At 61.1% G+C, this 24304-nt stretch carries 21 protein-coding genes and 1 pseudogene; 10 read left to right on the forward strand and 12 right to left on the reverse strand.

Annotated elements, in window-relative coordinates; translation table 11 throughout:
- Positions 1 to 67 precede the first annotated feature (67 nt).
- Together N2A41_RS10765 and N2A41_RS10770 are read left to right on the forward strand one after the other, a co-directional pair.
- Entirely contained in the window at positions 68 to 1114 is a 1047-nt protein-coding gene (locus N2A41_RS10765; RefSeq protein ID WP_260110913.1) for a glycoside hydrolase family 25 protein, read from the forward strand.
- Between the two features lie 166 nt (positions 1115 to 1280).
- The gene (locus N2A41_RS10770; protein WP_260111129.1) at positions 1281 to 1586 is read left to right on the forward strand and encodes a flagellar basal body rod protein FlgC; all 306 of its coding nucleotides are present in this window, start codon (positions 1281 to 1283) and stop codon (positions 1584 to 1586) included.
- A 58-nt stretch (positions 1587 to 1644) separates the two neighbouring features.
- Here the strand turns inward: N2A41_RS10770 and sufA are convergent, their stop codons facing one another.
- The 8 genes from sufA to N2A41_RS10810 form a co-directional block, all read right to left on the reverse strand.
- Entirely contained in the window at positions 1645 to 2037 is a 393-nt protein-coding gene (sufA, locus tag N2A41_RS10775; protein ID WP_017964450.1) for a Fe-S cluster assembly scaffold SufA, read from the reverse strand.
- A gap of 92 nt (positions 2038 to 2129) precedes the next feature.
- On the reverse strand, positions 2130 to 2510 hold the full coding sequence (locus tag N2A41_RS10780) for an SUF system Fe-S cluster assembly protein (protein ID WP_003559708.1): 381 nt from the start codon (positions 2508 to 2510) through the stop codon (positions 2130 to 2132).
- A 12-nt stretch (positions 2511 to 2522) separates the two neighbouring features.
- Positions 2523 to 3764 (reverse strand): cysteine desulfurase, encoded by a 1242-nt coding sequence (locus N2A41_RS10785; RefSeq protein WP_260110914.1) that lies wholly within the window; start codon positions 3762 to 3764, stop codon positions 2523 to 2525.
- Between the two features lie 12 nt (positions 3765 to 3776).
- Positions 3777 to 5051 carry a Fe-S cluster assembly protein SufD gene (gene sufD / locus N2A41_RS10790; RefSeq protein ID WP_260110915.1) on the reverse strand — a complete coding sequence of 425 codons (1275 nt, stop codon included), beginning with the start codon at positions 5049 to 5051 and terminating at the stop codon, positions 3777 to 3779.
- Between the two features lie 25 nt (positions 5052 to 5076).
- Positions 5077 to 5832: a Fe-S cluster assembly ATPase SufC gene (gene sufC / locus N2A41_RS10795; RefSeq protein ID WP_020486090.1), complete on the reverse strand. Its 756-nt coding sequence runs from the start codon at positions 5830 to 5832 to the stop codon at positions 5077 to 5079.
- 95 nt (positions 5833 to 5927) lie between these two features.
- Positions 5928 to 6152, reverse strand: a complete 225-nt coding sequence (locus N2A41_RS10800) for a hypothetical protein (protein ID WP_017964454.1) — start codon at positions 6150 to 6152, stop codon at positions 5928 to 5930.
- A gap of 64 nt (positions 6153 to 6216) precedes the next feature.
- Positions 6217 to 7686: a Fe-S cluster assembly protein SufB gene (gene sufB / locus N2A41_RS10805; protein WP_020050101.1), complete on the reverse strand. Its 1470-nt coding sequence runs from the start codon at positions 7684 to 7686 to the stop codon at positions 6217 to 6219.
- 93 nt (positions 7687 to 7779) lie between these two features.
- Positions 7780 to 8997, reverse strand: coding sequence for a cysteine desulfurase family protein (locus N2A41_RS10810; protein WP_260110916.1), 1218 nt, complete (start codon positions 8995 to 8997; stop codon positions 7780 to 7782).
- A 217-nt stretch (positions 8998 to 9214) separates the two neighbouring features.
- Here N2A41_RS10810 and N2A41_RS10815 point away from each other — a divergent pair, with 217 nt between their 5' ends.
- On the forward strand, positions 9215 to 9892 hold the full coding sequence (locus tag N2A41_RS10815) for an alpha/beta hydrolase (RefSeq protein WP_003559715.1): 678 nt from the start codon (positions 9215 to 9217) through the stop codon (positions 9890 to 9892).
- A gap of 144 nt (positions 9893 to 10036) precedes the next feature.
- Positions 10037 to 11212 (forward strand): acyltransferase family protein, encoded by a 1176-nt coding sequence (locus N2A41_RS10820; protein WP_260110917.1) that lies wholly within the window; start codon positions 10037 to 10039, stop codon positions 11210 to 11212.
- 46 nt (positions 11213 to 11258) lie between these two features.
- On the opposite strand, the pseudogene N2A41_RS10825 reads toward N2A41_RS10820, so the two are convergent.
- Positions 11259 to 11543: pseudogene (locus tag N2A41_RS10825) on the reverse strand (GNAT family N-acetyltransferase); the annotation flags it as partial.
- Positions 11540 to 12658 (reverse strand): anhydro-N-acetylmuramic acid kinase, encoded by a 1119-nt coding sequence (locus N2A41_RS10830; RefSeq protein WP_260110918.1) that lies wholly within the window; start codon positions 12656 to 12658, stop codon positions 11540 to 11542. The gene N2A41_RS10830 and the pseudogene N2A41_RS10825, both read right to left, overlap by 4 nt.
- A 133-nt stretch (positions 12659 to 12791) precedes the next feature.
- On the opposite strand from N2A41_RS10830, the gene tyrS reads away from it, so the two are divergent.
- Complete coding sequence (gene tyrS, locus N2A41_RS10835) at positions 12792 to 14048, forward strand: tyrosine--tRNA ligase (protein ID WP_170261471.1); 1257 nt, start codon at positions 12792 to 12794, stop codon at positions 14046 to 14048.
- Between the two features lie 61 nt (positions 14049 to 14109).
- Here tyrS and N2A41_RS10840 read toward each other — a convergent pair whose 3' ends face one another.
- Positions 14110 to 14430, reverse strand: a complete 321-nt coding sequence (locus N2A41_RS10840) for a hypothetical protein (RefSeq protein ID WP_162117076.1) — start codon at positions 14428 to 14430, stop codon at positions 14110 to 14112.
- Positions 14431 to 14653: 223 nt separating this feature from the next.
- Here N2A41_RS10840 and N2A41_RS10845 point away from each other — a divergent pair, with 223 nt between their 5' ends.
- On the forward strand, positions 14654 to 16315 hold the full coding sequence (locus N2A41_RS10845; protein ID WP_260110919.1) for an alpha-amylase family protein: 1662 nt from the start codon (positions 14654 to 14656) through the stop codon (positions 16313 to 16315).
- 38 nt (positions 16316 to 16353) lie between these two features.
- Here the strand turns inward: N2A41_RS10845 and N2A41_RS10850 are convergent, their stop codons facing one another.
- The gene (locus N2A41_RS10850; RefSeq protein ID WP_260110920.1) at positions 16354 to 19752 is read right to left on the reverse strand and encodes a YhdP family protein; all 3399 of its coding nucleotides are present in this window, start codon (positions 19750 to 19752) and stop codon (positions 16354 to 16356) included.
- 124 nt (positions 19753 to 19876) lie between these two features.
- Here N2A41_RS10850 and N2A41_RS10855 point away from each other — a divergent pair, with 124 nt between their 5' ends.
- The 4 genes from N2A41_RS10855 (at position 19877) to N2A41_RS10870 (ending at position 24303) form a co-directional block, all read left to right on the forward strand.
- Positions 19877 to 20350, forward strand: coding sequence for a peroxiredoxin (locus tag N2A41_RS10855; protein ID WP_170255815.1), 474 nt, complete (start codon positions 19877 to 19879; stop codon positions 20348 to 20350).
- Positions 20347 to 21174 carry a ferritin-like domain-containing protein gene (locus tag N2A41_RS10860; RefSeq protein ID WP_222385114.1) on the forward strand — a complete coding sequence of 276 codons (828 nt, stop codon included), beginning with the start codon at positions 20347 to 20349 and terminating at the stop codon, positions 21172 to 21174. The genes N2A41_RS10855 and N2A41_RS10860 overlap by 4 nt, the downstream gene beginning before the upstream one ends.
- A gap of 104 nt (positions 21175 to 21278) precedes the next feature.
- Positions 21279 to 22598 (forward strand): peptidoglycan DD-metalloendopeptidase family protein, encoded by a 1320-nt coding sequence (locus N2A41_RS10865; protein ID WP_222385115.1) that lies wholly within the window; start codon positions 21279 to 21281, stop codon positions 22596 to 22598.
- Between the two features lie 139 nt (positions 22599 to 22737).
- Positions 22738 to 24303 (forward strand): DEAD/DEAH box helicase, encoded by a 1566-nt coding sequence (locus tag N2A41_RS10870; RefSeq protein WP_017964466.1) that lies wholly within the window; start codon positions 22738 to 22740, stop codon positions 24301 to 24303.
- The last annotated feature ends 1 nt before the right edge of the window (position 24304 follow it).

Below are 24304 nucleotides of genomic sequence, written 5' to 3' on the forward strand. Positions count from 1 at the left end.
CAATTCAGAAAGGCGGCTTCCATCAACATGGATCACCGCTGGTCCCTTGTTTTGCGTGCAGGTTCTCATGCGTCCCTCGGCAGTGCCAGCAATCCTCCTCGCCGCCCTGCTCCTGTCGGGATGCGCTGCCAGTTCTGGCGCCGAAGATGTGCTGGGCAACGTGCCATCGCCGGAAACGACCAATGCCATCGCGCAGCCGAGCGGCCCGATCCCTGCCGCCGCTGTTGGTGATCCTGCGCCGCAGGCAAGCCCGCCACAGCAGGCGTTGAGCTGGGCAGGACAAGTTCCCGAGCCGCAGGCGCTCGTGCCCGCAGACAGGCCGGTCGGGATGCCGCTGCCGACGGAGAAGCCGGTCGCCCTGCTGATGCCGGCCAATCCCGCGGGCGATGCAATGCCCGATGTCGCCGCGAGATCGCCGACACGCGGGCAGATTTACGGCCACCGCTTCCGTGATGCCAAGCCCATCAACTTCGGCTCCACCTCGCCGCGAAAGCTTGCCGTGCACGGCGTCGACGTGTCGCGCTGGCAGGGCGAGATCGACTGGGAGACGCTGCGCAGGCAAGGCGCCAATTTCGTCTACATCAAGGCCACGGACGGCGGCGACCATCTTGATCCGATGTTCAAGAAGAACTGGCGCCGGGCCAAGGAAGCCGGCCTGAAACACGGCGCCTATCATTTCTTTTATTGGTGCCGGACCGCCGGCGAACAGGCCGACTGGTTCATCCGCAACGTGCCCAGGGAAGCAAATGCCCTTCCGCCTGTTATCGACGTCGAATGGAACGGCGAATCGAGCTGCAAGCGGCGCATTTCCCCCGCCCGCGTCCGGGAAAAGATGCAGGTTTTCATGGACAAGCTGGAACGCCATTACGGCCAACGCCCAATCATCTACACGGCGCCGGACTTCTACCGCGATAATTTGAAGGGCCAAATGCTCGACTATCCCTTCTGGCTGCGCTCGGTGGCCGCTCATCCCTCCAATGTGTACCCCGGCCGCAAGTGGCTGTTCTGGCAGTATTCCGGCTCCGGCCTTTCCGAAGGCGTTGACGGCAAGATCGACCTCAACGTGTTCAACGGCAACGAAAACGATTGGCACGACTGGGTGGCGACGCGATAGCGACGCTGTCCATGGCTCTGCGTCCCTCCGATATCCTTCCGTGCCAATCCGGAACAGATGGATGGCAAGACGCGCTCAGCTATGGGTCTTTGCTAACGCAACGCCTTCAGCATTCCCTAAGCCCTTGCATGTAAAAAAATTTCATCCAGTTCTGGGGAAACGGCTGATGAGCATGTTGGGAATTACGAGCACTGCTCTTTCGGGGATGCGAGCACAGACGACGCGTGTCGGCGCAATTGCCAACAACATCGCCAACAGCAGCACGCCGGGCTATGCCAGGCTGAACACCAGCCTCACCTCCGTTGTGCAAGCCGGCGTCCAGGCCGTCATCAACCCGACCGCGTCAAATGTCGATCCGGCCACCGAACTGGCTGATCTGATTGAAGCCGAACAGAGCTATAGGGCAAACGCGGTTGTCTTCGAAACCGGCGCCGACATGTGGGAAATGCTGATGAGCATCAAGCGCGACTGAACACGCCCGATTTCATCGGAGAGTTGCTGGCGGAGAATATTCCGCAGCTCTGAAGTTGTCAGGAATGCGCCGGCTCGCCCTGGCGCTGGGCGGCAAGGGCCGCCAGATCGGCAGGCTTCAGTTCGACGGATTCACCGCAGCCGCAGGCCGAGGTCTGGTTCGGATTGGTGAAGGTAAAGCCGGAGCGCAGCGTCGTCGTCTCGAAACCCATTTCGGTGCCGAGCAGATAAAGGGCTGCCGACGGCTCAACCCAGACTTTGGCGCCGTCGCGCTCGATCAAATCGTCCTTGGCATTGGGCTCAGTCACCAGGTCAATGGTATATTCCATCCCGGCGCAGCCGCCCTTCTTGATGCCGACGCGAATGCCTTTGGCATCCGATCCTGAGTTCTCGACGATCGCCTTGACGCGGGCCGCGGCACCGTCCGTCATGCTCATGATTGCAAAGCCCATCGGCTCATTCTCCTTCCGCAACCGGGGTCAAGATCCGGTGCATCGTGATTCAAATGTAGTCGTCCAAGGTAAACGGATCAATACCGATCCTCTCAGTACCAGCCGACGGCGACCTGCGCCTCTTCGGACATACGATCCGGCGTCCACGGCGGATCGAAGGTCATGGCTACCTCGACGCCGGACACGCCTTCGACGGCGCCGACGGCATTTTCGACCCAGCCGGGCATCTCGCCGGCAACCGGGCACCCGGGTGCGGTCAGCGTCATCATGATCTTCACCATCCGGTCGTCTTCGATGTCGATCTTGTAGATCAGACCCAGCTCGAAGATGTCGGCTGGAATTTCCGGATCGTAGACGGTCTTCAGCGCGCTGATGACGTCGTCGCTCAGCCGCGCCAGTTCATCGGCCGGAATGCTGGAATGCACGATGCCTTCGCGCACGTCGATCTTCTGTTCGCTTTCGTCCAGGCTCATCACGGACACTCCTCAAGCAAAGAACTTGCGCGCATATTCAAGCGCATCGGCCAGGGCATCGACCTCGGCGCGGGTATTGTACATGCCGAAGGATGCACGGCATGTGGAGGTGACGCCGAAGCGTTTCAAGAGCGGCATGGCGCAATGCGTGCCGGCCCTGACCGCAATACCCTGCCGGTCGATCACCATCGAGACGTCATGGGCATGGATACCGGCAAGCTCGAAGGAAAAGATGCTTCCCTTGTCGGGCGCCGTCCCAAAGACACGCAGCGAATTAACGGATTTCAGCCGCTCGATCGCATAGGCGGCAAGATCGGCCTCATGGCGGGCGATCGCCTCGCGGCCAACCTTCTCCATGTAGTCGAGCGCATAACCGAGCCCGATCGCCTGCACGATCGGCGGCGTGCCGGCCTCGAAGCGATGCGGCGGGTCGTTATAAGTGACCATATCCTCGGCGACTTCGAAGATCATCTCCCCGCCGCCCTGGAACGGCCGCATCTCGAAAAGCCGCTCCTTCTTGCCGTAGAGCACGCCGATGCCCGACGGGCCGTAGAGTTTGTGACCGGTCATGACGTACCAGTCGCAATCGATATCCTGCACGTCGACAGGCAGATGCACGGCGCCCTGGCTGCCGTCGATCAGCACCGGGATGCCGCGTTCGTGCGCGATCCGGCAGACTTCCTTGACGGGAACGATGGTGCCGAGCGCATTCGACATATGGGTGATGGCAACGAGCTTGGTGCGCTCCGTCAGGCTCTTCTCGAAATCCTCGATATGGAAGGCACCTTCGTCATCCACAGGGACCCAGACGAGCTTGGCGCCCTGCCGCTCTCTAATGAAGTGCCAGGGCACGATGTTGGAATGGTGCTCCATGATCGTCAGCACGATCTCGTCGTCTTCGCCGATCTTCGGCATGCCCCAGCCATAGGCGACGGTGTTGATCGCTTCCGTCGAATTCTTGGTGAAGACGATGTCGTTGACCGAGGGGGCGTTGAGGAAACGGCGCACCTTCTCGCGCGCTGCTTCATAGGCGTCCGTGGCCGCATTCGAGAGATAGTGCAGGCCGCGATGCACATTGGCGTATTCATGCGAATAGGTATGCGAGATGGCGTCGATCACCACCTGCGGCTTCTGCGCCGATGCGCCGTTGTCGAGATAGACCAGCGGCTTGCCGTGCACCTTCTCCGTCAGGATCGGAAAATCCCGGCGGATGGCTTCGACGTCGTATTGCGTGGCCGGCACTATCTTGTCCATTGATATATCCGATCAGGCGTGCTTTTCGAGCCACGCCGAAATCACGCCTTCCAGCGCCTCGACCAGGTCCTCATCTTCCAGTTCCTCGACGATTTCGGCGACGAAAGCGTTGACGAGCATCGCCCGCGCCTTGTTCTCCGGAATGCCGCGCGCCATCATGTAATAGAGATGGTTGGCGTCGATATCGGTCACCGTCGCGCCGTGGCCGCACTGCACGTCGTCGGCGAAGATTTCGAGTTCGGGCTTGACCGAGAATTCGGCATCGTCGGACATCAGCAGCGTGTTGCAGGCCATCTTGGCATCGGTCTTCTGCGCATCGGGCGCCACTCTGATCATGCCCTGGAACACGCCTTTGGCGCGGTCGAAGACGACATTGCGGATCACTTCGGTCGAGCCGGTATTCGGCACGTCGTGACCGAGCACCATCGTCACGTCGGTATGCGTGTCGCCGCCGAGCAGATTGATGCCGCGCAGCGTCAGATCGGCGCCCTCGCCCGTCACCTTGATGTTGAGCTCCTGGCGCACCAGCTTGCCGCCGGCATTGATGACGAAAAGCCGAAGCTTGGCATCAGCGCCGAGATCGATGCGGATCTGGCCGAGATGCGTATCGTCGGCTCCCTGCTGCTGCAATATGATCCAGGTCAGCTCCGCGCCCTCGCCGACAATGATGTCACTGACGTGAGACAAAAAGGCTGCGTCGTCAGTCACCGCAAGGTGACGTTCGATGACGGTCGCCTTGACGTTGGCGCCGAAGGAAATAGGAAGACGCGTATGCGTCTGCCCGCCCGCATGGATGAACTGGATTTCGAGCGGGTTTTCAAGCTCGGTCTCAGCAGGCACGTCGATGACATAGCCGTCGCGCACGAAGCTGCCATTGATGCGGCCGACCGCGTCGTCGCTGCCGAGCGCATTCAGGCCGTCCGCGGCGGAGCCGTCGAGCAGACGTTCGGAATAGGGCGAAACGCCAAGACCGTCAGCGGCAGCCTTCTGGTTGGAATGGCCCTGAATCATCGCCAGCACCGTGGCATCAGCAATGATCGGCTCCAAAGCGTCCGAGCCGGCATCACCCGCCTGCGACGGGACAGTGCGCAAAAGATTCTTGAGGTCGGTATAGTGCCAGGCCTCGATCCGGCGCGTCGGCAGGCCGGCTTTCTTCAGATCGTCGAGAAGCCGGTCCCGCAGTGCTGTTACCGCACCATTGCCCGGCAGCTCACCGATCTGCTGGTTAAAGGCCTCGATCAGAGCCGCCTCGGCCGCGGTCAGGCGGCTTGTCGTCTGCATGTTCATGGACGTCGTCCTTTCCGCCCGAAACTCAGGCTGCCGCACCGATGATGTCGGCATAGCCGTTGGCTTCCAACTCATGCGCCAGCGTCTTGTCGCCCGACTTGATCACCTGGCCCTTGTAGAGCACATGGACGGTATCCGGCACGATATAGTCGAGCAGACGCTGGTAATGGGTGATGACCACAACGGCGCGGTCCGGTGAACGCAGCGCGTTGACGCCGTCGGCGACGATCTTCAGCGCGTCGATATCGAGGCCGGAATCGGTTTCGTCGAGCACGCAGAGCTTCGGTTCGAGCAGCGCCATCTGCAGAATCTCGGCGCGCTTCTTCTCGCCGCCGGAGAAGCCGACATTCAGCGGCCGCTTCAGCATTTCGGTATTGATCTGCAGCTTGCCGGCAGCATCCTTGACGCGGCGCATGAAATCCGGCGTCGTCAGCTCGTCCTCGCCGCGCGCCTTGCGCTGCTCGTTCATCGCCACCTTGAGGAACTGCATGGTGGCAACGCCCGGGATTTCGACCGGATACTGGAAGGCGAGGAAGATGCCTTTGGCGGCGCGCTCGGAGGGATCAAGCTCAAGAATGCTCTCGCCATTGTAGAGAATGTCGCCCTCGGTGACTTCGTAATCGCTGCGGCCGGAAAGGACGTAGGATAGGGTCGACTTGCCGGAGCCGTTCGGCCCCATGATGGCAGCAACTTCGCCGGCCTTCACCGTCAGGTCCAGACCACGGATGATCTCGGTGCCGTCTTCGGCGATGCGGGCATGGAGATTTCTGATTTCAAGCATCTTTGGTTCCTGGGTTTTCTCTGCGTAGCTCATCAGAGCCTCGCGTAATTTCTAAGGGCGTCGACATGATGCTTGGCGCTATCGCCAAAAACAGATCACAGCGAAACCGCGTCTGCTACATCCTGAAGACATTCAATAAATTCTCCGACAGACAGAATAACCTCCCCTGGTTTTTCCACGCGCTGCCGGAGAAACACGTAAGGCTGCTCCGGCGGGGTTTCTGTCTCGTCTCTTTGCTCCTGGGGCTGTATCTTCGATAATATCTCCCCGCGCATATTTGCTAGGCGAGCAACAACGAACTCCTTGGTCATTTCGGTCATCTCAGCCCTCAGTTGTTGCGCGCTGTGATCCTCGGGACAAGCCCGAGGATGACGGAGACCGTGTTTAACCCACGCTGCCTTCCAGCGAGATGCTGATCAGCTTCTGCGCCTCGACGGCGAATTCCATCGGCAGCTCCTGCAGGACTTCCTTGACGAAGCCGTTGACGATCAGAGCGATCGCCGCCTCGGTCGGGATGCCGCGCTGCAGGCAGTAGAACAGCTGGTCCTCGGAGATCTTCGAGGTCGTCGCTTCGTGCTCGAACTGCGCCGTCGAATTCTTCGCCTCGATATAGGGCACGGTATGGGCGCCGCACTTGTCGCCGATCAGCAGCGAATCGCACTGGGTAAAGTTGCGCGCGTTCGACGCCTTGCGATGAGCAGAGACCTGGCCGCGATAGGTATTGTTGGAAACACCGGCGGCGATACCCTTGGAAACGATGCGGCTCGACGTGTTCTTGCCGAGATGGATCATCTTGGTGCCGCTGTCGATCTGCTGATGGCCGTTGGACACGGCGATCGAATAGAACTCGCCGCGGCTGTCGTCGCCACGCAGGATGCAGGACGGATATTTCCAGGTGATCGCCGAGCCGGTCTCGACCTGCGTCCAGGAAATCTTCGAGCGGTCGCCGCGGCAATCGCCGCGCTTGGTGACGAAATTGTAGATGCCGCCCTTGCCGTTCTTGTCGCCGGGATACCAGTTCTGCACCGTCGAATACTTGATCTCGGCATCGTCGAGCGCAACCAGCTCGACCACCGCGGCATGCAGCTGGTTTTCGTCGCGCTGCGGCGCCGTGCAGCCTTCGAGATAGGAGACGTAGGCACCCTCTTCCGCGATGATCAGCGTGCGCTCGAACTGGCCGGTGCCCTTCTCATTGATGCGGAAATAGGTCGACAGCTCCATCGGGCAACGAACGCCCTTCGGCACGAAGACGAAGGAACCGTCGGTAAAGACCGCCGAATTGAGCGTCGCATAGTAGTTGTCGCTGGTCGGAACGACGGAACCGAGATACTTCTTCACCAGTTCCGGATATTCGCGGATGGCTTCCGAGATCGACATGAAGATAACGCCGGCCTTCTTCAGCTCTGCCTTGAACGTGGTAACGACCGAGACGCTGTCGAAAACGGCGTCGACGGCGATCTTCGGTTTCTCGACGCCGGCAAGGATCTCCTGCTCACGCAGCGGGATGCCGAGCTTTTCATAGACCTTCAACAGCTCCGGATCGACGTCGTCGAGCGACTTTGGACCCGGCGTGCTTTTCGGCGCCGCATAATAATAGATGTCGTTGAAATCGATCTTCGGATAGTTGACTCGCGCCCAAGTCGGCTCTTCCAGCGTCAGCCAGCGCCGATAGGCCTCGAGACGCCATTCCAGCATCCATTCCGGCTCCTGCTTCTTGGCCGAAATGAAGCGGATGATGTCCTCGGACAGGCCTTTCGGCGCCTTGTCCATCTCGATGACGGTCTCGAAACCGTATTTGTACTGATCCACATCGATCAGGCGCACCCGGTCGATTGTTTCCTGCACGGCAGCCATCTCATTCTCCAATCTCGCCGGATACAAGGTCCGGCAGCTTGTAGCGTTTAGGCAATTGTCTTGCCCTTTATGTAAGAGGCCAAAAGGGACTTTTCAGCCCGATTGGCAAGCGGAAATTTGCGTTTCCGCAAGTTTTGGCACGGGGCAAACGGCCTCGCCAGCCGACCTGCGTCGGTTGGCGATCTTCGCGAAAGCCGCAATCGCCCTGTCGATATCCTCTTCCGTTGTCGAAAAGCCAAGCGAGATGCGCAGTGCCCCGAGCTTGGCGTCACGGCCCATCGCCGTCAGCACATGGCTTTCGCCGAGCCGGCCGGATGAGCAGGCCGAGCCTGCCGAAAGGGCAACGCCTTCGAGATCGAAAGCGATCTGTCCGGTCTCGGCCTTCAGCCCCGGCAGAGTGAAGAAGACCGTATTGGCGACTCGCTCGCCGCCCTCGCCGTGGATCATCACATCGGCTGCCGCCTCACGCATGCCGGCTTCCAAGCGCTCGCGTAGCGCACCGATGGCCGCATTGCGCGCCTCGAGTTCGTCGGCCGCGGCTTCTGCCGCTGCGCCGAAGCCGATCAGCGCCAGCGAATTCTGTGTCCCTGAGCGGTGACCCCGCTCCTGCCCGCCACCCTGGATCAGCGGCCTGGGCATCAGCGCCTCACCGCGCGCAATGAGCGCGCCCGCTCCCTTCGGCCCGCCGATCTTGTGCGAGGAAACAATCATGAAATCGGCGCCGATCTTTTCGATGTCAAGCGCGATGCGGCCGGCAGCCTGGACGGCATCGACGACGAAGAGGCCGCCATGGGCGTGGACGATCCTTGCCGCCGCCTCAACCGGCTGGACGATGCCGGTCTCATTGTTGACGAGCATGACGGCGACCATCGGCAGGCCGGCGGCCTTGTCCTGCGCATCGAGCAGGAGGCCGAGCGCATTGAGATCGACGATGCCGGCTTCCGTCACCGGGATCTCCGTCATACTCTCCCTGGCGAAGCGGCCGCCTTCGCGCACCGCCGGATGTTCGATTGCCGAAAAATAGAGATGGCCAAGCCGAAGCGGCGTGCGGCCCATGCGGAAATCCGGCGTCAGCACCAGATTGGCGGCCTCGGTCGCGCCGCTGGTAAAGACCACATTGCCGGCATCTGTGCCGGCAAATGCCGCCACCTTGCGTCGTGCGCCTTCGATGGCGGCACGCGCCGCGCGACCCTCTCCGTGCACACTGTTCGGATTGCCAAACACGTCCATGGCGCGCATGATCGCCGCGCGTGCTGCGGGGTGCAGCGGCGCTGTGGCATTCCAGTCGAGATAAAGGCGTGGCGGCGCCATGATCTTCAGTCCTGCGCTTGACGAGCTTGCTTCAGCGGCCGCGGTTCATTTTTCTTGAAATTTCCGCCGGGCTTGCCTTATGACACGTTCCACGATGCGTGGATCGCCATGCAAGTTTCGAATTGTTCTAAACTGCGTTTTAGAAAAGCTGATAACACTAGTCAAGTCATGTTGTCGTCCAACGCAGCGCGAACGCGAAATAAAACCCGGAGTACCAATGCCCGAAGTTATTTTCAACGGCCCAGCCGGCCGTCTTGAAGGCCGCTACCAGCCCTCCAAGGAAAAAAGCGCGCCCATCGCCCTGATTCTGCATCCGCATCCGCAGTTCGGCGGCACGATGAACAATCAGATCGTCTATCAGCTCTTCTACATGTTCCAGAAGCGCGGGTTCACGACGCTGCGCTTCAACTTCCGGGGCATCGGCCGCAGCCAGGGTGAATTCGACCACGGCGCCGGCGAACTCTCGGATGCCGCCTCGGCGCTCGACTGGGTGCAGAGCCTGCATCCCGATTCCAAGACCTGCTGGGTCGCCGGTTATTCCTTCGGCTCCTGGATCGGCATGCAGTTGTTGATGCGCCGGCCGGAGATCGAAGGCTTCATGTCGATCGCCCCGCAGCCGAACACCTACGACTTCTCCTTCCTGGCGCCCTGCCCGTCTTCCGGCCTGATCATCAACGGTGAGGCCGACAAGGTGGCGCCGGAAAAGGATGTCAATGGCCTTGTGGAGAAACTGAAGACCCAGAAGGGCATCCTCATTACCCATCGCACAGTTGCCAACGCCAACCACTTCTTCAACGGCCAGGTGGAAACGCTGATGGGCGAATGCGAGGACTATCTCGACCGGCGCCTCAACGGCGAACTGGTGCCGGAACCGGCCGCCAAGCGGATCCGCTGACACCACGAAATCCAGGCGTCATCGATGCCGTGACGGCCCGGAACACAACCGGGCCGGATGTGCCAGAACAGATCACCTATCGAGTTGCAATCCATATTGCAGTGCGGTAGGGTCCTCGCGATCCTAACAAAAGCGAGGTCCGCAATGACCAAGTCGTTCGGGGAAGTCCTGGATAAGTATAGGGGTATTGGTCCGGGGTTCGATTTTCTTCGAATAGGGCTCGCCTTTTCCATCGTATTGACCCATTCCTTTTTGTTAACCGAGAACACTGACTTCATCAGGGGGTCGGTATTCTGGTTTACTGAATACGCTCTTGTTCCGATGTTCTTCGCTTTGAGCGGATTTCTGATCGCCGGCAGCGCACAGCGCCTGAGCCTCCGCAATTTCCTGATCAACCGAGGCTTGCGCATCGTCCCGGCCCTTGCGGTCGATATCGTCGTCTGCTCGTTGATTATCGGGCCGATCATTACGGTCGTGTACCACGCCGAATATTTTACCGATCAGCGGTTTTTCAAATACTTCCTGAATATCGTCGGCTGGATCCATTACGAGCTGCCGGGCGTCTTCCAGGATAATCCGAGCCAGCGCGTCAACGGCGCTCTCTGGACGGTTCCCTGGGAAATCTTCTGCTACATCATCATGTCGTTCCTGATGATCACCGCCATCGTCAAGACGCGCTACAAGCTGCTCGCGGTGACGATCGCTTACATCGTCATCGGCCTTATTGTGCAGAAGATGCCCTATCTGTTGCCTGATACAATCAAACCGACCGCTAGCTTCCTGTTCATGAGCCGAGGTTCCCAGCTGATAACGGCCTTCATGATGGGCATCGTCGCCTTTCAGTTCAAAGCGGTCATTCCGCATTCCCGCTGGCTGTTCGCCGCCGCCTGCCTGGTTTGCATCGTTGCTATCCTCACCCTGGACAGCCGGGCGACGGAGTCGGTGATGAACCGGCCCCTGGTCATCACCTCTCTCGTTTACATCACCGTCTTCGTCGGCCTGTCCGAGGTGCCCATCCCGGCCTTTTTCAGGAAAGGCGACTATTCCTACGGCGTCTATCTCTACCACGATCCGTTTTTGCAGATCTGGATCAGCTCGTTCCCGTCGGTTTTCCTCTATCCGAAATATGGTGCGCTGGCACTCTATCTCGTCGGCCTGCCATCGGCTCTCGCCGTTGCAGTGCTGTCCTGGCACTTCATCGAGAAGCCCATTCTTGGCCTTCGCAAGAAGTTCTCGTTCATCGCCCAGGTCAGGGGCGTCGAGGACGGCAATCAGGCTGGGCGCGAATCCCATGTCCGGCCGGTCGCCGTAAAGAGTTAGGGCTTTGCCGGCCGCATATCGGCGGTGAGTTCGAAAGCCGTGTCTAGCCGAGTTCGAATTGCTCGTTCCTGAACTTTGAAATCCCGGCACGGCCGAGAAATCGACCGTCTTCGGCCAGGAGCTTGTATTTGGTCGTGCCGTCGCGCGCCTGCTCCTCGAACCAGCCGCGCAGCCGCTCCTCAGCCTTGTCAAGGCTCCACGGCGCGCTACCGGACAGATAGCGGGTCGTCGCCATCGTCGAATGCAGCTGCTGCACCAGGGCAGCATCGCCTTCGTCCCACATGACGAAGCGCATCCGGGAAGTCTTGAGAATGACCGTCTCCGACATCATGCCTCCACGATGACGCCGCCGCTGACCGGGGCGGCCACCCCCGTCGTGCCGGGAAATGTCAGCGGCAGCCCGTCCAGCGACCGGACGGCGAGATAGGCCCAGGCCTCGGCTTCCATCGCATCGCCGTCGAAGCCTGCCTCCTCGGCGCTCAATACTCTAGAGCCTAGGCCTTCGGCCATGGCCGAGAACTCCGCCATCACGGTGGCGTTCAGACGCCCGCCGCCGCAGACGATATAGATCGCTGGGGTCTCGGGCAGGAAGCCGGCGGATTTGATGATCGAGGCAGCCGCGACATGCGCCAGCGTCCGGGCGCCGTCTTCAAGGCTCGCCTCCTCGGGTCGAAGCGGCGCGAAATCGCCGCGGTCCAGCGAACGGCGAACATTGCCGCGGAAGAACGGGCTTTGCAGATAACGCTCCGCCAGGCTGGCCACGACCTTGCCGCGTCCGCCGATTTCGCCGCGGGGATCATAGGTTCTGCCGGTCTGCATCTCCACCCACTGGTCGATCAGCGTATTGCCCGGCCCGCTGTCGAACGCCGATATCCGTCCGTCGGTGCCGATAAAGGTCAGATTGGAGATGCCGCCGATATTGACGAAGCACACCGCCTGGCCCTGCTGCTGGAATTTTCCCGCAAGTGCGGCGTGATAGGCCGGCACCAGCGGTGCGCCCTGCCCGCCATGAACCATATCGTTGGCGCGCATGTCGTAGACCACCGATATGCCGGTTCTCTTCGCAAGTTCCGGCCCATCGCCGATCTGGATCGTCAATCCCTCGTCAGGCCGGTGAAGCACCGTCTGGCCATGGAAGCCGAGAACATCGACGGCATCGGCAGAAAGCCCGAAACGCTCCATGAATGCCGTAACGGCAATTGCATGCCTCAACGTCAGTTCAAGCTCGATATCGCGGAGCTCAGCCGGTCGCTGGCTTCTCTCACTGAGTGGACGCGACAGTTCCAGCGCCCGTTTGAGATGCCCGCGAAAATCCGCATCATAGGGCATGCCCATGAACGGCCCGCGCTCGATGAAGCCGCGGCCGTCGGTCCTGATCAGCGCGACGTCGATTCCGTCCATCGACGTGCCGCTCATCAGCCCGATCGCGGTCCTGATGACATCCATGAGGCTTGCCTCCCATGCGATTCCCGGATGCACTTTTATAAAAACAGTGCTAAACGCGCCGCGACAGATCAACAACAACGAACTTGCGTCAAGCCCGCATGGGGTGCGGCGCAGATATCAAGAGACGAAGGCCATGTCCGAGTTCAAGTCCGATTTCCTCCGCACGCTGAAAGAGCGCGGCTTCATTCATCAGGTCTCCGATGAAAGCGGCCTCGATAACCTGTTCGCGAAGGAAACCGTGACGGCCTATATCGGCTTCGATCCGACGGCGCCCAGCCTGCATGCCGGCTCGCTGATCCAGATCATGATGCTGCACTGGATGCAGAAGACCGGTCACCGCGCCATCTCGCTGATGGGCGGCGGCACCGGCATGGTCGGCGATCCCTCCTTCAAGGAAGAAGCGCGCCAGCTCATGACCGTCGATACGATCGAAGGCAACATCGCCTCGATCAAGCGCGTCTTCTCCAACTACCTGAACTACGGCGACGGTCCCAAGGACGCGCTGATGATCAACAATGCCGAATGGCTGCGCTCGCTGAACTATCTCGAATTCCTGCGCGACGTCGGCAAGCACTTCTCGGTCAACCGCATGCTGTCCTTCGACAGCGTCAAGACGCGTCTCGACCGCGAACAGTCACTGTCCTTCCTGGAATTCAACTACATGATCCTCCAGGCCTACGACTTCGTCGAGCTTGCCAAGCGCTACGACTGCCGCCTGCAGATGGGCGGTTCGGACCAGTGGGGCAATATCGTCAACGGCATCGATCTCGGTCACCGCATGGGCACACCGCAGCTCTATGCGCTGACATCGCCGCTGCTGACGACATCGTCGGGCGCCAAGATGGGCAAGTCGGCGACGGGCGCTGTCTGGCTGAATGCTGACATGCTCTCGGCTTACGATTTCTGGCAGTACTGGCGCAACACCGAGGATGCCGACGTCTCGCGCTTCCTGAAGCTCTACACCACGCTGCCGATGGATGAAATCGCCCGTCTCTCGGCACTCGGCGGTTCGGAGATCAACGAGGTCAAGAAGATCCTTGCGACCGAGGTAACGGCAATCCTGCACGGTCGCGAGGCCGCTGAACAGGCCGCCGAAACGGCGCGCAAGACTTTCGAGGAAGGCGGCCTCTCGGAAAACCTGCCGTCGGTCGACGTGCCCGCCTCCGAGCTCGACGCCGGCATCGGCCTGCTGTCGCTGATCGTTCGCGCCGGCCTTGCCTCATCGAACGGCGAAGCCCGCCGTCACGTCCAGGGCGGCGCCGTCCGCATCAACGACGAGGCGGTCAGCGACGAGCGCAAGATGATCGGCAGCGGCGAAATCACGACCGACGGCGTCATCAAGCTTTCGCTCGGCAAGAAGAAGCACATCCTGATCCGCCGCGCGGCGTAAGCGGCTTCAATTCCGAACCGATATCAAAGCCGGCGCCTGCGCCGGCTTCTTCTTTGCCTCACTATTCGGGTCGACGAGCAAGATCATTCAGCTCAACGCCGGCATTTCGGGTCATCTCGTCTGGTTTCTTAAGAAGATAGCCGGGTGGATCGACGCTTGAAGCGGGCTTCACCCGCGACCACCAGCTGATCGAGAAGATCGGCGGCGTCATTTCCGCGTCCAGAGGGACCATCAGGACGTGGTCGGAACGGATGACCGCCTCCTGCGATTTCAGCCGTACGCCCTTTTCCGCGGAAAGCGACACGTCGGCAATCGTGACGGCCATCATCGCGGCCGATGCGAAAGAAACTGTCCGGGCGCACTGCATGGCATCCTCCGACATTGCACCGGCCGTTGCTTCCTGGCCGGGACAGTATAGTACATCAGATTTTCCTAAAATAGGCAAAGCATCAATGCCGGATTTTTCAGCCTGGCTTGGAATTGGCTTTGTCGTGGCGGAGCCCACGCATTTCTCTACTGCGAAGCGCCACGACCCGCATAACGAATACTTTGTCGGAACCTTTTCCGCCCGCCGGGATTTGCGACCTGTGGATTGGAGCGCCGGCATGATCAACGACCTCTGGTATAAAAACGCTGTCATCTACTGCCTGTCCGTCGAGACCTTCATGGATGCGAACGGTGACGGCGTGGGTGATTTTCAAGGCCTGATGCGGCGTCTCGACTATCTCTCCGGCCTTGGCGTGACGGCGATCTGGCTCATGCCGTTCCAGGCCTCGCCCGGTCGCGATGATGGTTACGACGTCTCCGACTATTACAATGTTGACCCGCGTTATGGCTCGCTCGGCGATTTCGTCGAATTCACCCACGGCGCCAAGCAGCGCGGTATCCGGGTGCTGATCGATCTGGTGATCAATCATACGTCCAAGGACCATCCCTGGTTCCAGGACGCCAGGAGCGATCCGCGCTCGCGCTATCGCGACTGGTACGTCTGGTCCGAGAAAAAGCCGGCGAATGCCGATCAGGGCATGGTTTTCCCCGGCGTCCAGAAGACGACCTGGACCCATGACGACAAAGCCAAGGCCTATTATTTTCACCGCTTCTACGATCATCAGCCCGATCTCAATACGTCGAACCCCGAGGTGCAGGCGGAAATCCTCAAGATCATCGGCTTCTGGATTCAGCTCGGCGTCTCCGGTTTCAGGATGGATGCCGCTCCCTTCATCATCGCGACGAAAGGCGCCGACGTTACCAAGCCTGTAGAGCAGTTCGACATGCTGAGGAAATTTCGCGAATTCCTGCAGTGGCGCCTGGGCGATTCAATCATTCTGGCGGAGGCCAATATCCTGCCGAAGGACAATTTCGAATATTTCGGCGATGACGGTGACCGCATGCAGATGATGTTCAATTTCCAGGTCAATCAAGCGCTGTTTTATGCCTTCGCCAGCGCCGATACGCGCCCGCTCAAGAAGGCCCTGGACGCCACAAAGCCGCGCCCAGCGACCGCGCAATGGGGCCTCTTCCTCCGCAACCATGATGAACTGGATCTCGGCCGGCTGACGGAAAAACAACGCGGCGCGGTATTTGCAGCCTTCGGAGCTGAAAAGGACATGCAGCTCTACGACAGAGGCATTCGTCGTCGCTTGGCGCCGATGCTCGGTGGCGACCGCCGCAGGATCGAAATGGCCTACAGCCTATTGTTTTCGCTGCCTGGAACGCCTGTCATCCGCTACGGCGACGAAATCGGCATGGGCGATGACCTTTGTCTGCCGGAGCGTAATTGCGCACGCACCCCGATGCAGTGGTCGACCGAACCGGAGGGCGGTTTCACCAAAAGTCAAAAGCCGATCTCGCCGGTCATCAAGGACGGCCCCTACGGTTTCCAGCATGTCAATGTTGCTGCACAGCGGCGCGATCCCAATTCGCTGCTGAATTGGACCGAGCGGATGATCCGGATGCGCAAAGAAGCCCCTGAGATCGGCTGGGGCGATTTTTCGGTGATCGACACCGGCAACGATGGCGTGCTGGCGCTTCGTTATGACTGGCGCGGCAATTCGGTGTTGATCCTGCACAACCTGCACCCGCAGCCGACGGAAGTGACCTTCGATCCCGACATCGGTGAAGACGGACGACAGTTGATCGATATTGCCGATGGCGCGAGCAGCAAGGCAAACGGGAAAGGATTTCATATCGTCGTGCTCGATGCCTACGCTTATCGCTGGTATCGCGTCGGCGGTCTCGACTATCTCCTCAGGCGGAGAGAGATTTAGCTACGTCACGCCACAACCTCTGCCATGACTGCTTCCTTTCACTGGAACTCAAAAATCTGCCGGAAAACACCGGGCGCGATGATCGACAGCGGGTTGATCTGCAGGTTCGGCTGGTCGAACTTGCCTGTCAGCTTGAAGGTGATGCCGATGAGGCCGCGGTCGCTGCCATTGCCGAGGATAACGCCGATCAACGGCAGTTCGGCAAAGAGGCGGTTGAGGCCGTAGGCCGGCATGAAGGTGCCGGTCATGTCCATGTTGCCCTTGCGGTCGCGCACGATGCCCTGGAAGGTTGCGCCGATCTGGTCGCCTCGCAGCACGCCGTTTTCGATGCCGACCATGCCATTGCGCGAAACGACACGGGCAAAGCCGCGCTGGAAGCGCTGCGACGAGGTATCGATATCGCGCTTGACGGCCTCGTTGAGGCTGCGCTGCTCACTTCCAACGGGCGTCGAGACAATCGAGCGCAGCCGTTGTTCGTTGACGATCGCGAAGCGGCGCACATCGAGGGAGCCGTCCCAGCCGCCCTCCGCCCCCAGCCGGATCGCCAGATTGAGCAGGCCGCCCTGCATGTGCTGGTAGAGATCGGCGAAACGCGATACCGCGCCGGCATCGCCGCTGGTGATGTTGATGACGCCGCCGTCCTGCATCTGGCTGACCACCGCCTCGCCGCTATCGGTAACGGCGGAAAAATTGAGCGTCTGCAGCTTGTCGCCCCGCAGTGATATTTGCGCCTGGAAATTGCCGACTTTCTCGTCGTTGAAGCCGATGACGTTTTTCAGCCTGGCGCGCACCAATACGCCGGTGTCGCCGGCATCCCCATCACCATCGTCACCCGAGCCCGATTTCAACCGCTGGATGACTGGCCGCGCATCGGCGCTGTCGCCGGAGACCGAGACGCCGAAATTGCCCTTGCTGCGTTTCACCGACAGGGCGAAATCGTCGAGCGAGGAGAGCTTGACGCTATCGAAATCGGCCGAGATCAGCCCGCCCTTGCCGATGTTCAACGATCCGCTGGCACCGAAACCGTCGCCCTTCAGGCGGAAGTTCATGATCTGGGTATTGTCGGCCGGGCCTGACGTTTCGAACTCGGCCGTGGCGGCGATGCCGCTGCCTTTAGACCAGCCGATCCAAGGCAATTCGAGCAGCGACTTGGTGAGGTCGAGCTGGACGTCCTGCCGGTCGTCGTCGATCCGCGTCAGCACCATCTTCACGCTGCCGGCGACGATGCCGGAAAGGCCGGGTATCAGCTTGTTGCGCTGGTCCTCGGAAAGCGTCGCGGTGATCACCCGCTGCCGCGCCGCTGTATCGGATGCCTCGACCGGTTCGGTAAGATCGATATCGGCCGGGACACCGTCGATCTGGGCCTTGGCGTCGAGCGTGATCCGTTTCGGATTGCCGTTCAGCGTGCCGTCGAGATTGCTGATCATTCGGCCGGAAAACGGCTTGGCAAGATCGACGTCGGTGAGCTTCATTGCCGCTGTCCATTCGGCAGGCGGCGGGTTTTGCGAGGAGAGCAGGCCGAAATGGGCCTTCACATTCGCCTCGATCCGGCCCTTGAGATCGTCGGGCGTAAAGCCGGCGCGCTGCAGCACCCGGATCGGCCTGTAGGTCAGAAGTTCGCCGACGGCATCCGCCGGGCCGGACACCGCGAGATCGATATCGGCCATCAGCGGCTTATCGTAGGTGGCGGGCAAGATGAACGTCCCCTGCCCGAGACCGACGGACCGGCCGGACGGGAAATAGGACGTGCCGTTCTTGATCGCGATCGTCGCAACCGGGCCGCTCAGGTCGAAATGCGCTGACGTGTCGCGGATCGGCGGAATGTCGCCGGCGACATTCATCCGCGCTCCCGCAATGTCGAAGCCGATGCGGATCTGGTTGGCATCGAGTTTCAATCCCTTGCCGCCGGCTGCCTCATCCAGCCTGCCGAAGGGAATGAAGACCGATATGGTGGCGTTGGTGACGGTGCCGCCAAAGAGATTGCCGTGCACCCAGGTGCGCACCTTGGGCGCCATCCAGAACGGCCAGAGCTGCTTGATCGCTGTCGTCTGCAACTGCGCCGACTGGCCGGCGAAGCTGATTTCCGGCGATTTGTCGCCGAGTTTGACGTGCAGGGACCCGTAGAGCGCACCGAGCGGGCTGGAAGCGGTTATGTTGGGAAACTGGAATTCACGGCCGGCGACCATGTAGCGCCCCGTCGCCTGGACGTCGAAGGAGAGCGTCGGCTCGCCGGAGCCGCCGGGGGCTGCCGTGCCGCCGCTGACGAGCAGGTCGATGCCGAAGCCCTTGCCGGCCTGCGACTCGAGCTTGTCGAGATCGATCAGCGCACCATTGATGGGAAGCGTCGTCGCGCCGAACCGGGCGTTCGATCGGGCGATCTCGATCGTCTGCTTGGCGAAATCATAGACGAGATTGATTTGCCCGCCCGACAGCTCCTGCGGATCGCCGTCGGCATAGATCAGGCCGGGATCGATGTCGAGCGTCGCCGCAAGCGCCGGCTGCACGCCATCGCGCCCTCTGGTGGCCGACACCGTGAGGTCGGCAAAGGCGCTGAGCCCCTGCCGTATTGCGCCCTGATCGTTGCGTTTCAGCCCGAAGGGCGTGAGGTCGGCATGCTTCAGCGTCGCAACGACCTTCGACACGTGACCGTCTTCCTTCTCGGCCAGCACATCGAGCTCCGCCACTTCGCCGTTCAGCGCGACTTCGCCGGTCAGTTGCAGCGAGGATGGGCCGGCATGGGCAAAGACGAGATTGTCGATGACCAGCGACAGCGGACCGTTGGCGGTATCGGCAAGCTTGATGTCGATGCCGGAGATGCGCATCGAATTCGTCGAGCCGCGCGTCACGATGCTATCGAACATGTCGAACTGCGAGAAGATTTTCTCCATCGCCGCCGGCACGGCGTCGATGCGCAGATCATCGAGCTTGACGGGATTGCCGGAGGGCAAAAGCGCGGTATCGAGCGCGATATCCTCCGCTTCGATGTCCGTCACTGCGATCCGGCCGCGGAAAAGCTGCAGCGGATCGAGCCCCAGGCGCACCGAACCCGTCGTCGACAGGTGCTGGCCGCTCTCCTGGTCGATCATGTTGACGTTGCGCGCTTCAAGCGCCAGCCGGAAATCCGAGGTGAAGCGGATGACGGTGGAACCGACCTCGGCGCGGTAGCGCGGTCCGGCCACGCCATTCAGCGCCGCCTGCGCCTGCTGCGACAGCGGCTTGTCGAATAGGCCGCTCTCGACGGTGAAAACGATGGCAGCAAGAATAAGCAGGATCAGTCCCAGAAATCCTGAGCTCAGCTTCACCGTGCGGCGCATCGGCGAACGCGGCGGCGGGCAATGAACGATGATCGGATCCTCGGCCTGGGCGGACGGCAAGCGGTCCAGCGCAACGATATCCTTCTTGCGAAACGTGACCTTTTCGCCGCGGATGGCTGACATGCGCCCTTGGGCTCTCCCTTAACTGAAGAATTGAACCCGGCCATGCTGGACGGGTATCCGTCCACTATATAATTCGGGGAGAGTAAGTGTCATCCACAAACCCGGCAAAAGAAAGGTTTTCCCAATGGCGGTTCCCAGCATCGGCGTCTCTGCCCCTGATTTCAACCTTCCCCGCGACGGCGGCGGCCGCGTTTCGCTGGCCGAATTCCACGGCAAACCGCTCGTGCTGTTCTTCTACCCCAAGGACGACACCACGGGCTGCACCGCCGAATCACTGGCTTTCACCGCGTTGGCAGCCGAGTTCGAAGCGGCGGGTGCCGCCGTCATCGGCATGTCGCCCGATTCGGCCGCCTGCCATGACAAGTTCATCAAGAAGCACCGTCTTTCGGTGGCGCTCGCCTCGGACGAGGAAAAGACGACGCTGCAGGCCTATGGCGTCTGGAAGGAAAAGAGCATGTATGGCCGCAACTTCATGGGTGTCGAGCGTACCACTTTCCTGATCCGCCAGGACGGCACGATCGCCACCATCTGGCAGAAGGTGAAGGTGCAGGGCCATGCAGAAACCGTGCTCGAGGCCGTGAGGAACCTGGCGGCGTGACCGGCGATCTCACGATAACCTCGCTGCGCGGCGGCGCCATCGATGCGATCTGTTCGGCCGATCTCGACCGCAAGACGGCACTTGCGCAGGAAAGCGCCACCCGCTGGTTCACCCGCCGGGTGTCGCTGCGCTCGCCGCTCGATGCGGCGCTGCCCGACAGGCCCGGCCGTCCCGAGAAACCGGTGCTGACGCCGCCGACCCAGGTGGAGAAGCGCTCGCTGCATACGCTCAAAGGGCGGATCGCGCTGCTCCACGCCATCGCCCATATCGAACTCAACGCCGTCGATCTGGCGCTCGACATCGTCGCGCGATTCGCGACCGAGCAGGTGCCGAATTCCTTTTTCGACGGCTGGATGCAGGTCGCCTTCGAGGAGGCGAAGCATTTCCGCATGGTGCGCGCCAGGCTCAACGATCTCGGCGCCGATTACGGCGATCTGCCCGCCCATGACGGGCTCTGGCAGGCCGCCCATTCGACCCGCAACGATCTGACGGCAAGGCTCGCCGTCGTGCCGTTGATCCTGGAGGCCCGCGGCCTCGACGTCACGCCGTCGCTGCAGGCGAAGATGCGCCAGACCGGCGATCTCGAAAGTGCCGATGTCCTCGACGTCATCTACAACGACGAGAAAGGCCATGTCGCCGTCGGCGCCAAATGGTTCCGCTTCCTCTGCGCCCGCGAGAAGCGCGACCCTGCAAAAGCCTTCCAGGAGCTGGTGCGGGCGAATTTCCGCGGACCGCTGAAGCCGCCTTTCAACGATCTTGCCCGCGCCGAGGCTGGGCTGACGCCGTCCTTCTACCGCTCGCTCGCATCGATCAGCCACGCTTGAAGTCACTGAAATTTATGATGCGCCGGCGACAATGAAAGCATTCATTAACCATAACGGTGTCTAATTTCCGAAAGAGGCGTAGAGCATCAATCGGGAGAGCCTGCGTGAACAGCGGACATCAGCACCGGGTATTCGGCAGACGGGCGCAGGAACATATCCTCATCCTGGCAAGCGGCGACAAGGTCCGCCATATGACGGTCCGGCCGTGGATGGCTGCGCTGACCCTCTGCTTCGTCGGCGTCTTCTCGATCGGCTATCTCCTGGCCACGTCCTATCTCGTGCTGCGCGACGATCTGATCGGCGCCACCATGGCCCGCCAGGCGCGCATGCAGCACGACTATGAAGACCGCATCGCCGCCCTCCGCGCGCAGGTCGACCGCATCACCTCCCGCCAGCTTCTCGATCAGCAGGTGGTCGAAGACAAAGTCGACAAGCTGATGGAGCAGCAAATGGCGCTCACCTCGCGCCATGGCAAACTCGACAATCTGCTCGACCGGGCCGAAAGCTCCGGCCTGACGGAAAAAGACGGCGCCCTGCCCGCGCCGACTTCCCCGGTTCAGTCTTATGCGCCCGATAGCAAGGACAAGCGTGCATCGCTTAACCGTGGCGGCGTCGAGGCGATCGAGAAACAACTGGCGAGCGGCGCGCCCGCCGATGCGACACCGGACAATTCGACGCTCGCCTATGTGCCGGCCACTGATACGGTCGGCGACCGTGCCGACCGCATCTTCTCCAAGGTGACGCTATCGCTGAAAGATGTCGAACAGGATCAGCGCAGCCGGGTCGAACAGCTGACGAGCGATGCCGGCAATGCCGCCAACGCCATCGAGACCGTGCTGACCCGCTTCAAGATTCCGATGCCCGAGAGCGCTGCCGAGAAAGACGATGACGATGCGGTCGGCGGCCCCTATGTCGAGCCTGAAAGCAACGACGGCTTCAACAATTCGCTGGTTGCGCTCGACGGCGCACTGACCCGGCTCGAGGCAGTGCGCAGCACCGCCGAATCCCTGCCGTTCCGCAATCCCGCTATCGGCAAGGACGTGACCAGCCCCTTCGGAAACCGCCGTGATCCGTTCCTCGGCCGCCTCGCGCTCCATTCCGGCATCGACTTCCGCTTTTCGCCGGGCGAAAGGATCCGCCCGACGGCGCCCGGCAAGGTGATTTCGGCCGGCTGGACCGGCGGCTACGGCAACATGGTCGAGGTCGATCACGGCAACGGCATCTCGACGCGCTACGGGCATATGTCTGAGGTTCTGGTCAAGGTCGGCGACACAGTCGATAGCAACGACGTCATCGGCCTTGCCGGCAGCACCGGCCGCTCGACGGGCACCCACCTGCACTATGAAGTGCGACAGGACGGCAATGCCGTCGATCCAGTATATTTCATGAATGCCGGCCTTAAACTCGCCACCTATATCAAGTAACTCCTGCCCGGTAACCAACGCTTCACTCTGCAATGGGTGCGGCGTCTCTAATTCTTGACTTGCCGGCCATTCGGGGCTATGTCGCGCTGCATTGCGGCATGCAATCCCGCCGACTCGTTCAGAGTTCGGCCGAACCTGAATGGAAACAGTTTTCCCTTTGACGACATTTGCTGACCTTGGCTTGAGCCAAAAAGTGCTATCCGCTGTTACGGATGCGGGCTACACGATTCCCACGCCCATTCAGGCGGGAGCCATCCCGTTTGCGCTCGAGCGCCGCGATATTTGCGGCATCGCGCAGACCGGCACTGGCAAGACGGCATCCTTCGTGCTGCCGATGCTGTCGCTTCTCGAAAAGGGCCGTGCGCGTGCGCGCATGCCCCGCACGCTGATTCTCGAACCGACGCGCGAACTCGCCGCTCAGGTCGCCGAGAATTTCGAGAAATACGGCAAGAACCACCGCCTCAACGTCGCCCTCCTGATCGGTGGCGTTTCCTTCGAAGACCAGGACCGCAAGCTCGAGCGCGGCGCCGATGTGCTGATCTGCACGCCCGGCCGCCTGCTCGACCATTTCGAGCGCGGCAAGCTCCTGATGAGCGGCGTCGAGATCCTCGTCATCGACGAGGCCGACCGCATGCTCGACATGGGTTTCATCCCCGATATCGAACGCATCGCCAAGATGATCCCGTTCACCCGCCAGACGCTGTTCTTCTCGGCAACCATGCCGTCGGAGATCCAGAAGCTCGCGGACCGCTTCCTGCAGAATCCCGAGCGCATCGAGGTCGCAAAGCCGGCTTCCGCCGCAGCGACCGTGACGCAGCGTTTCGTCGCCTCGCACGGCAAGGATTACGAAAAGCGCGCCGTCCTGCGCGAACTCGTCCGCGCCCAGACCGAGCTCAAGAACGCCATCATCTTTTGCAACCGCAAGAAGGATGTCGCCGATCTCTTCCGATCGCTCGAACGCCACGGCTTCTCGGTCGGCGCCCTGCATGGCGACATGGACCAGCGTTCCCGCACGATGACGCTGCAGAGCTTCCGTGACGGCAACCTCCAGCTTCTGGTCGCTTCCGACGTCGCTGCCCGCGGCCTCGATATCCCTGATGTCAGCCACGTCTTCAATTTCGACGTACCGATCCATTCCGAGGATTACGTCCACCGCATCGGCCGCACCGGCCGTGCCGGCCGCTCGGGTGCCGCCTTTACGCTCGTCACCAAGCGCGACACGAAGTTCGTCGATGCCATCGAGAAGCTGATCGGCGAAAAGGTCGAATGGCTGAGCGGTGACCTGACGTCGCTGCCGCCGCCGGCAGAAGACAGCCGGGACAGCGAACGTCCGCGCCGCAACAGCCGCGAGCGTGGCGCCAGAGATGGTGCAGGCCGAGATCGTGCGCCGAGAGAGAATGGCGACAAGGATCGTGGACGCGGACGCGGCAATCGCGCCGCCGCGAGTCATAAATCTGACAACGACATACAGGATAATGGCGTCGACGTGATTGAAGCAGCACCAGTAAAGGCCGACATCGTGAAGAACGAGCGCAAAGCAGAGCAGAAGCCGCAGAACAATGCGCGTAACAGTCGGCCTTACCCGGCAAATGATGACAGCCGCGACCGCCGCCGTCATCGCGATCACGACGACGGCCCGACCCCGGTCGGCTTCGGCGACGATATCCCGGCCTTCATGCTGATCGCCGGCAGCGCCAAGGTCTGAA

The sequence above is a fragment of the Rhizobium sp. SRDI969 genome, assembly GCF_025152725.1.
Taxonomy (GTDB): Bacteria; Pseudomonadota; Alphaproteobacteria; order Rhizobiales; family Rhizobiaceae; genus Rhizobium; species Rhizobium leguminosarum_I.

What these genes read in the sequence shown, in the direction of transcription:
- N2A41_RS10765 (WP_260110913.1), top strand. Translation starts at nt 68, where the DNA reads ATGCGTCCCTCGGCAGTGCCAGCAATCCTCCTCGCCGCCCTGCTCCTG.
- N2A41_RS10770 (WP_260111129.1), top strand. Translation starts at nt 1,281, where the DNA reads ATGAGCATGTTGGGAATTACGAGCACTGCTCTTTCGGGGATGCGAGCA.
- sufA (WP_017964450.1), bottom strand. Translation starts at nt 2,037, where the DNA reads ATGGGCTTTGCAATCATGAGCATGACGGACGGTGCCGCGGCCCGCGTC.
- N2A41_RS10780 (WP_003559708.1), bottom strand. Translation starts at nt 2,510, where the DNA reads ATGAGCCTGGACGAAAGCGAACAGAAGATCGACGTGCGCGAAGGCATC.
- N2A41_RS10785 (WP_260110914.1), bottom strand. Translation starts at nt 3,764, where the DNA reads ATGGACAAGATAGTGCCGGCCACGCAATACGACGTCGAAGCCATCCGC.
- sufD (WP_260110915.1), bottom strand. Translation starts at nt 5,051, where the DNA reads ATGAACATGCAGACGACAAGCCGCCTGACCGCGGCCGAGGCGGCTCTG.
- sufC (WP_020486090.1), bottom strand. Translation starts at nt 5,832, where the DNA reads ATGCTTGAAATCAGAAATCTCCATGCCCGCATCGCCGAAGACGGCACC.
- N2A41_RS10800 (WP_017964454.1), bottom strand. Translation starts at nt 6,152, where the DNA reads ATGACCGAAATGACCAAGGAGTTCGTTGTTGCTCGCCTAGCAAATATG.
- sufB (WP_020050101.1), bottom strand. Translation starts at nt 7,686, where the DNA reads ATGGCTGCCGTGCAGGAAACAATCGACCGGGTGCGCCTGATCGATGTG.
- N2A41_RS10810 (WP_260110916.1), bottom strand. Translation starts at nt 8,997, where the DNA reads ATGGCGCCGCCACGCCTTTATCTCGACTGGAATGCCACAGCGCCGCTG.
- N2A41_RS10815 (WP_003559715.1), top strand. Translation starts at nt 9,215, where the DNA reads ATGCCCGAAGTTATTTTCAACGGCCCAGCCGGCCGTCTTGAAGGCCGC.
- N2A41_RS10820 (WP_260110917.1), top strand. Translation starts at nt 10,037, where the DNA reads ATGACCAAGTCGTTCGGGGAAGTCCTGGATAAGTATAGGGGTATTGGT.
- N2A41_RS10830 (WP_260110918.1), bottom strand. Translation starts at nt 12,658, where the DNA reads ATGGATGTCATCAGGACCGCGATCGGGCTGATGAGCGGCACGTCGATG.
- tyrS (WP_170261471.1), top strand. Translation starts at nt 12,792, where the DNA reads ATGTCCGAGTTCAAGTCCGATTTCCTCCGCACGCTGAAAGAGCGCGGC.
- N2A41_RS10840 (WP_162117076.1), bottom strand. Translation starts at nt 14,430, where the DNA reads ATGTCGGAGGATGCCATGCAGTGCGCCCGGACAGTTTCTTTCGCATCG.
- N2A41_RS10845 (WP_260110919.1), top strand. Translation starts at nt 14,654, where the DNA reads ATGATCAACGACCTCTGGTATAAAAACGCTGTCATCTACTGCCTGTCC.
- N2A41_RS10850 (WP_260110920.1), bottom strand. Translation starts at nt 19,752, where the DNA reads ATGTCAGCCATCCGCGGCGAAAAGGTCACGTTTCGCAAGAAGGATATC.
- N2A41_RS10855 (WP_170255815.1), top strand. Translation starts at nt 19,877, where the DNA reads ATGGCGGTTCCCAGCATCGGCGTCTCTGCCCCTGATTTCAACCTTCCC.
- N2A41_RS10870 (WP_017964466.1), top strand. Translation starts at nt 22,738, where the DNA reads ATGGAAACAGTTTTCCCTTTGACGACATTTGCTGACCTTGGCTTGAGC.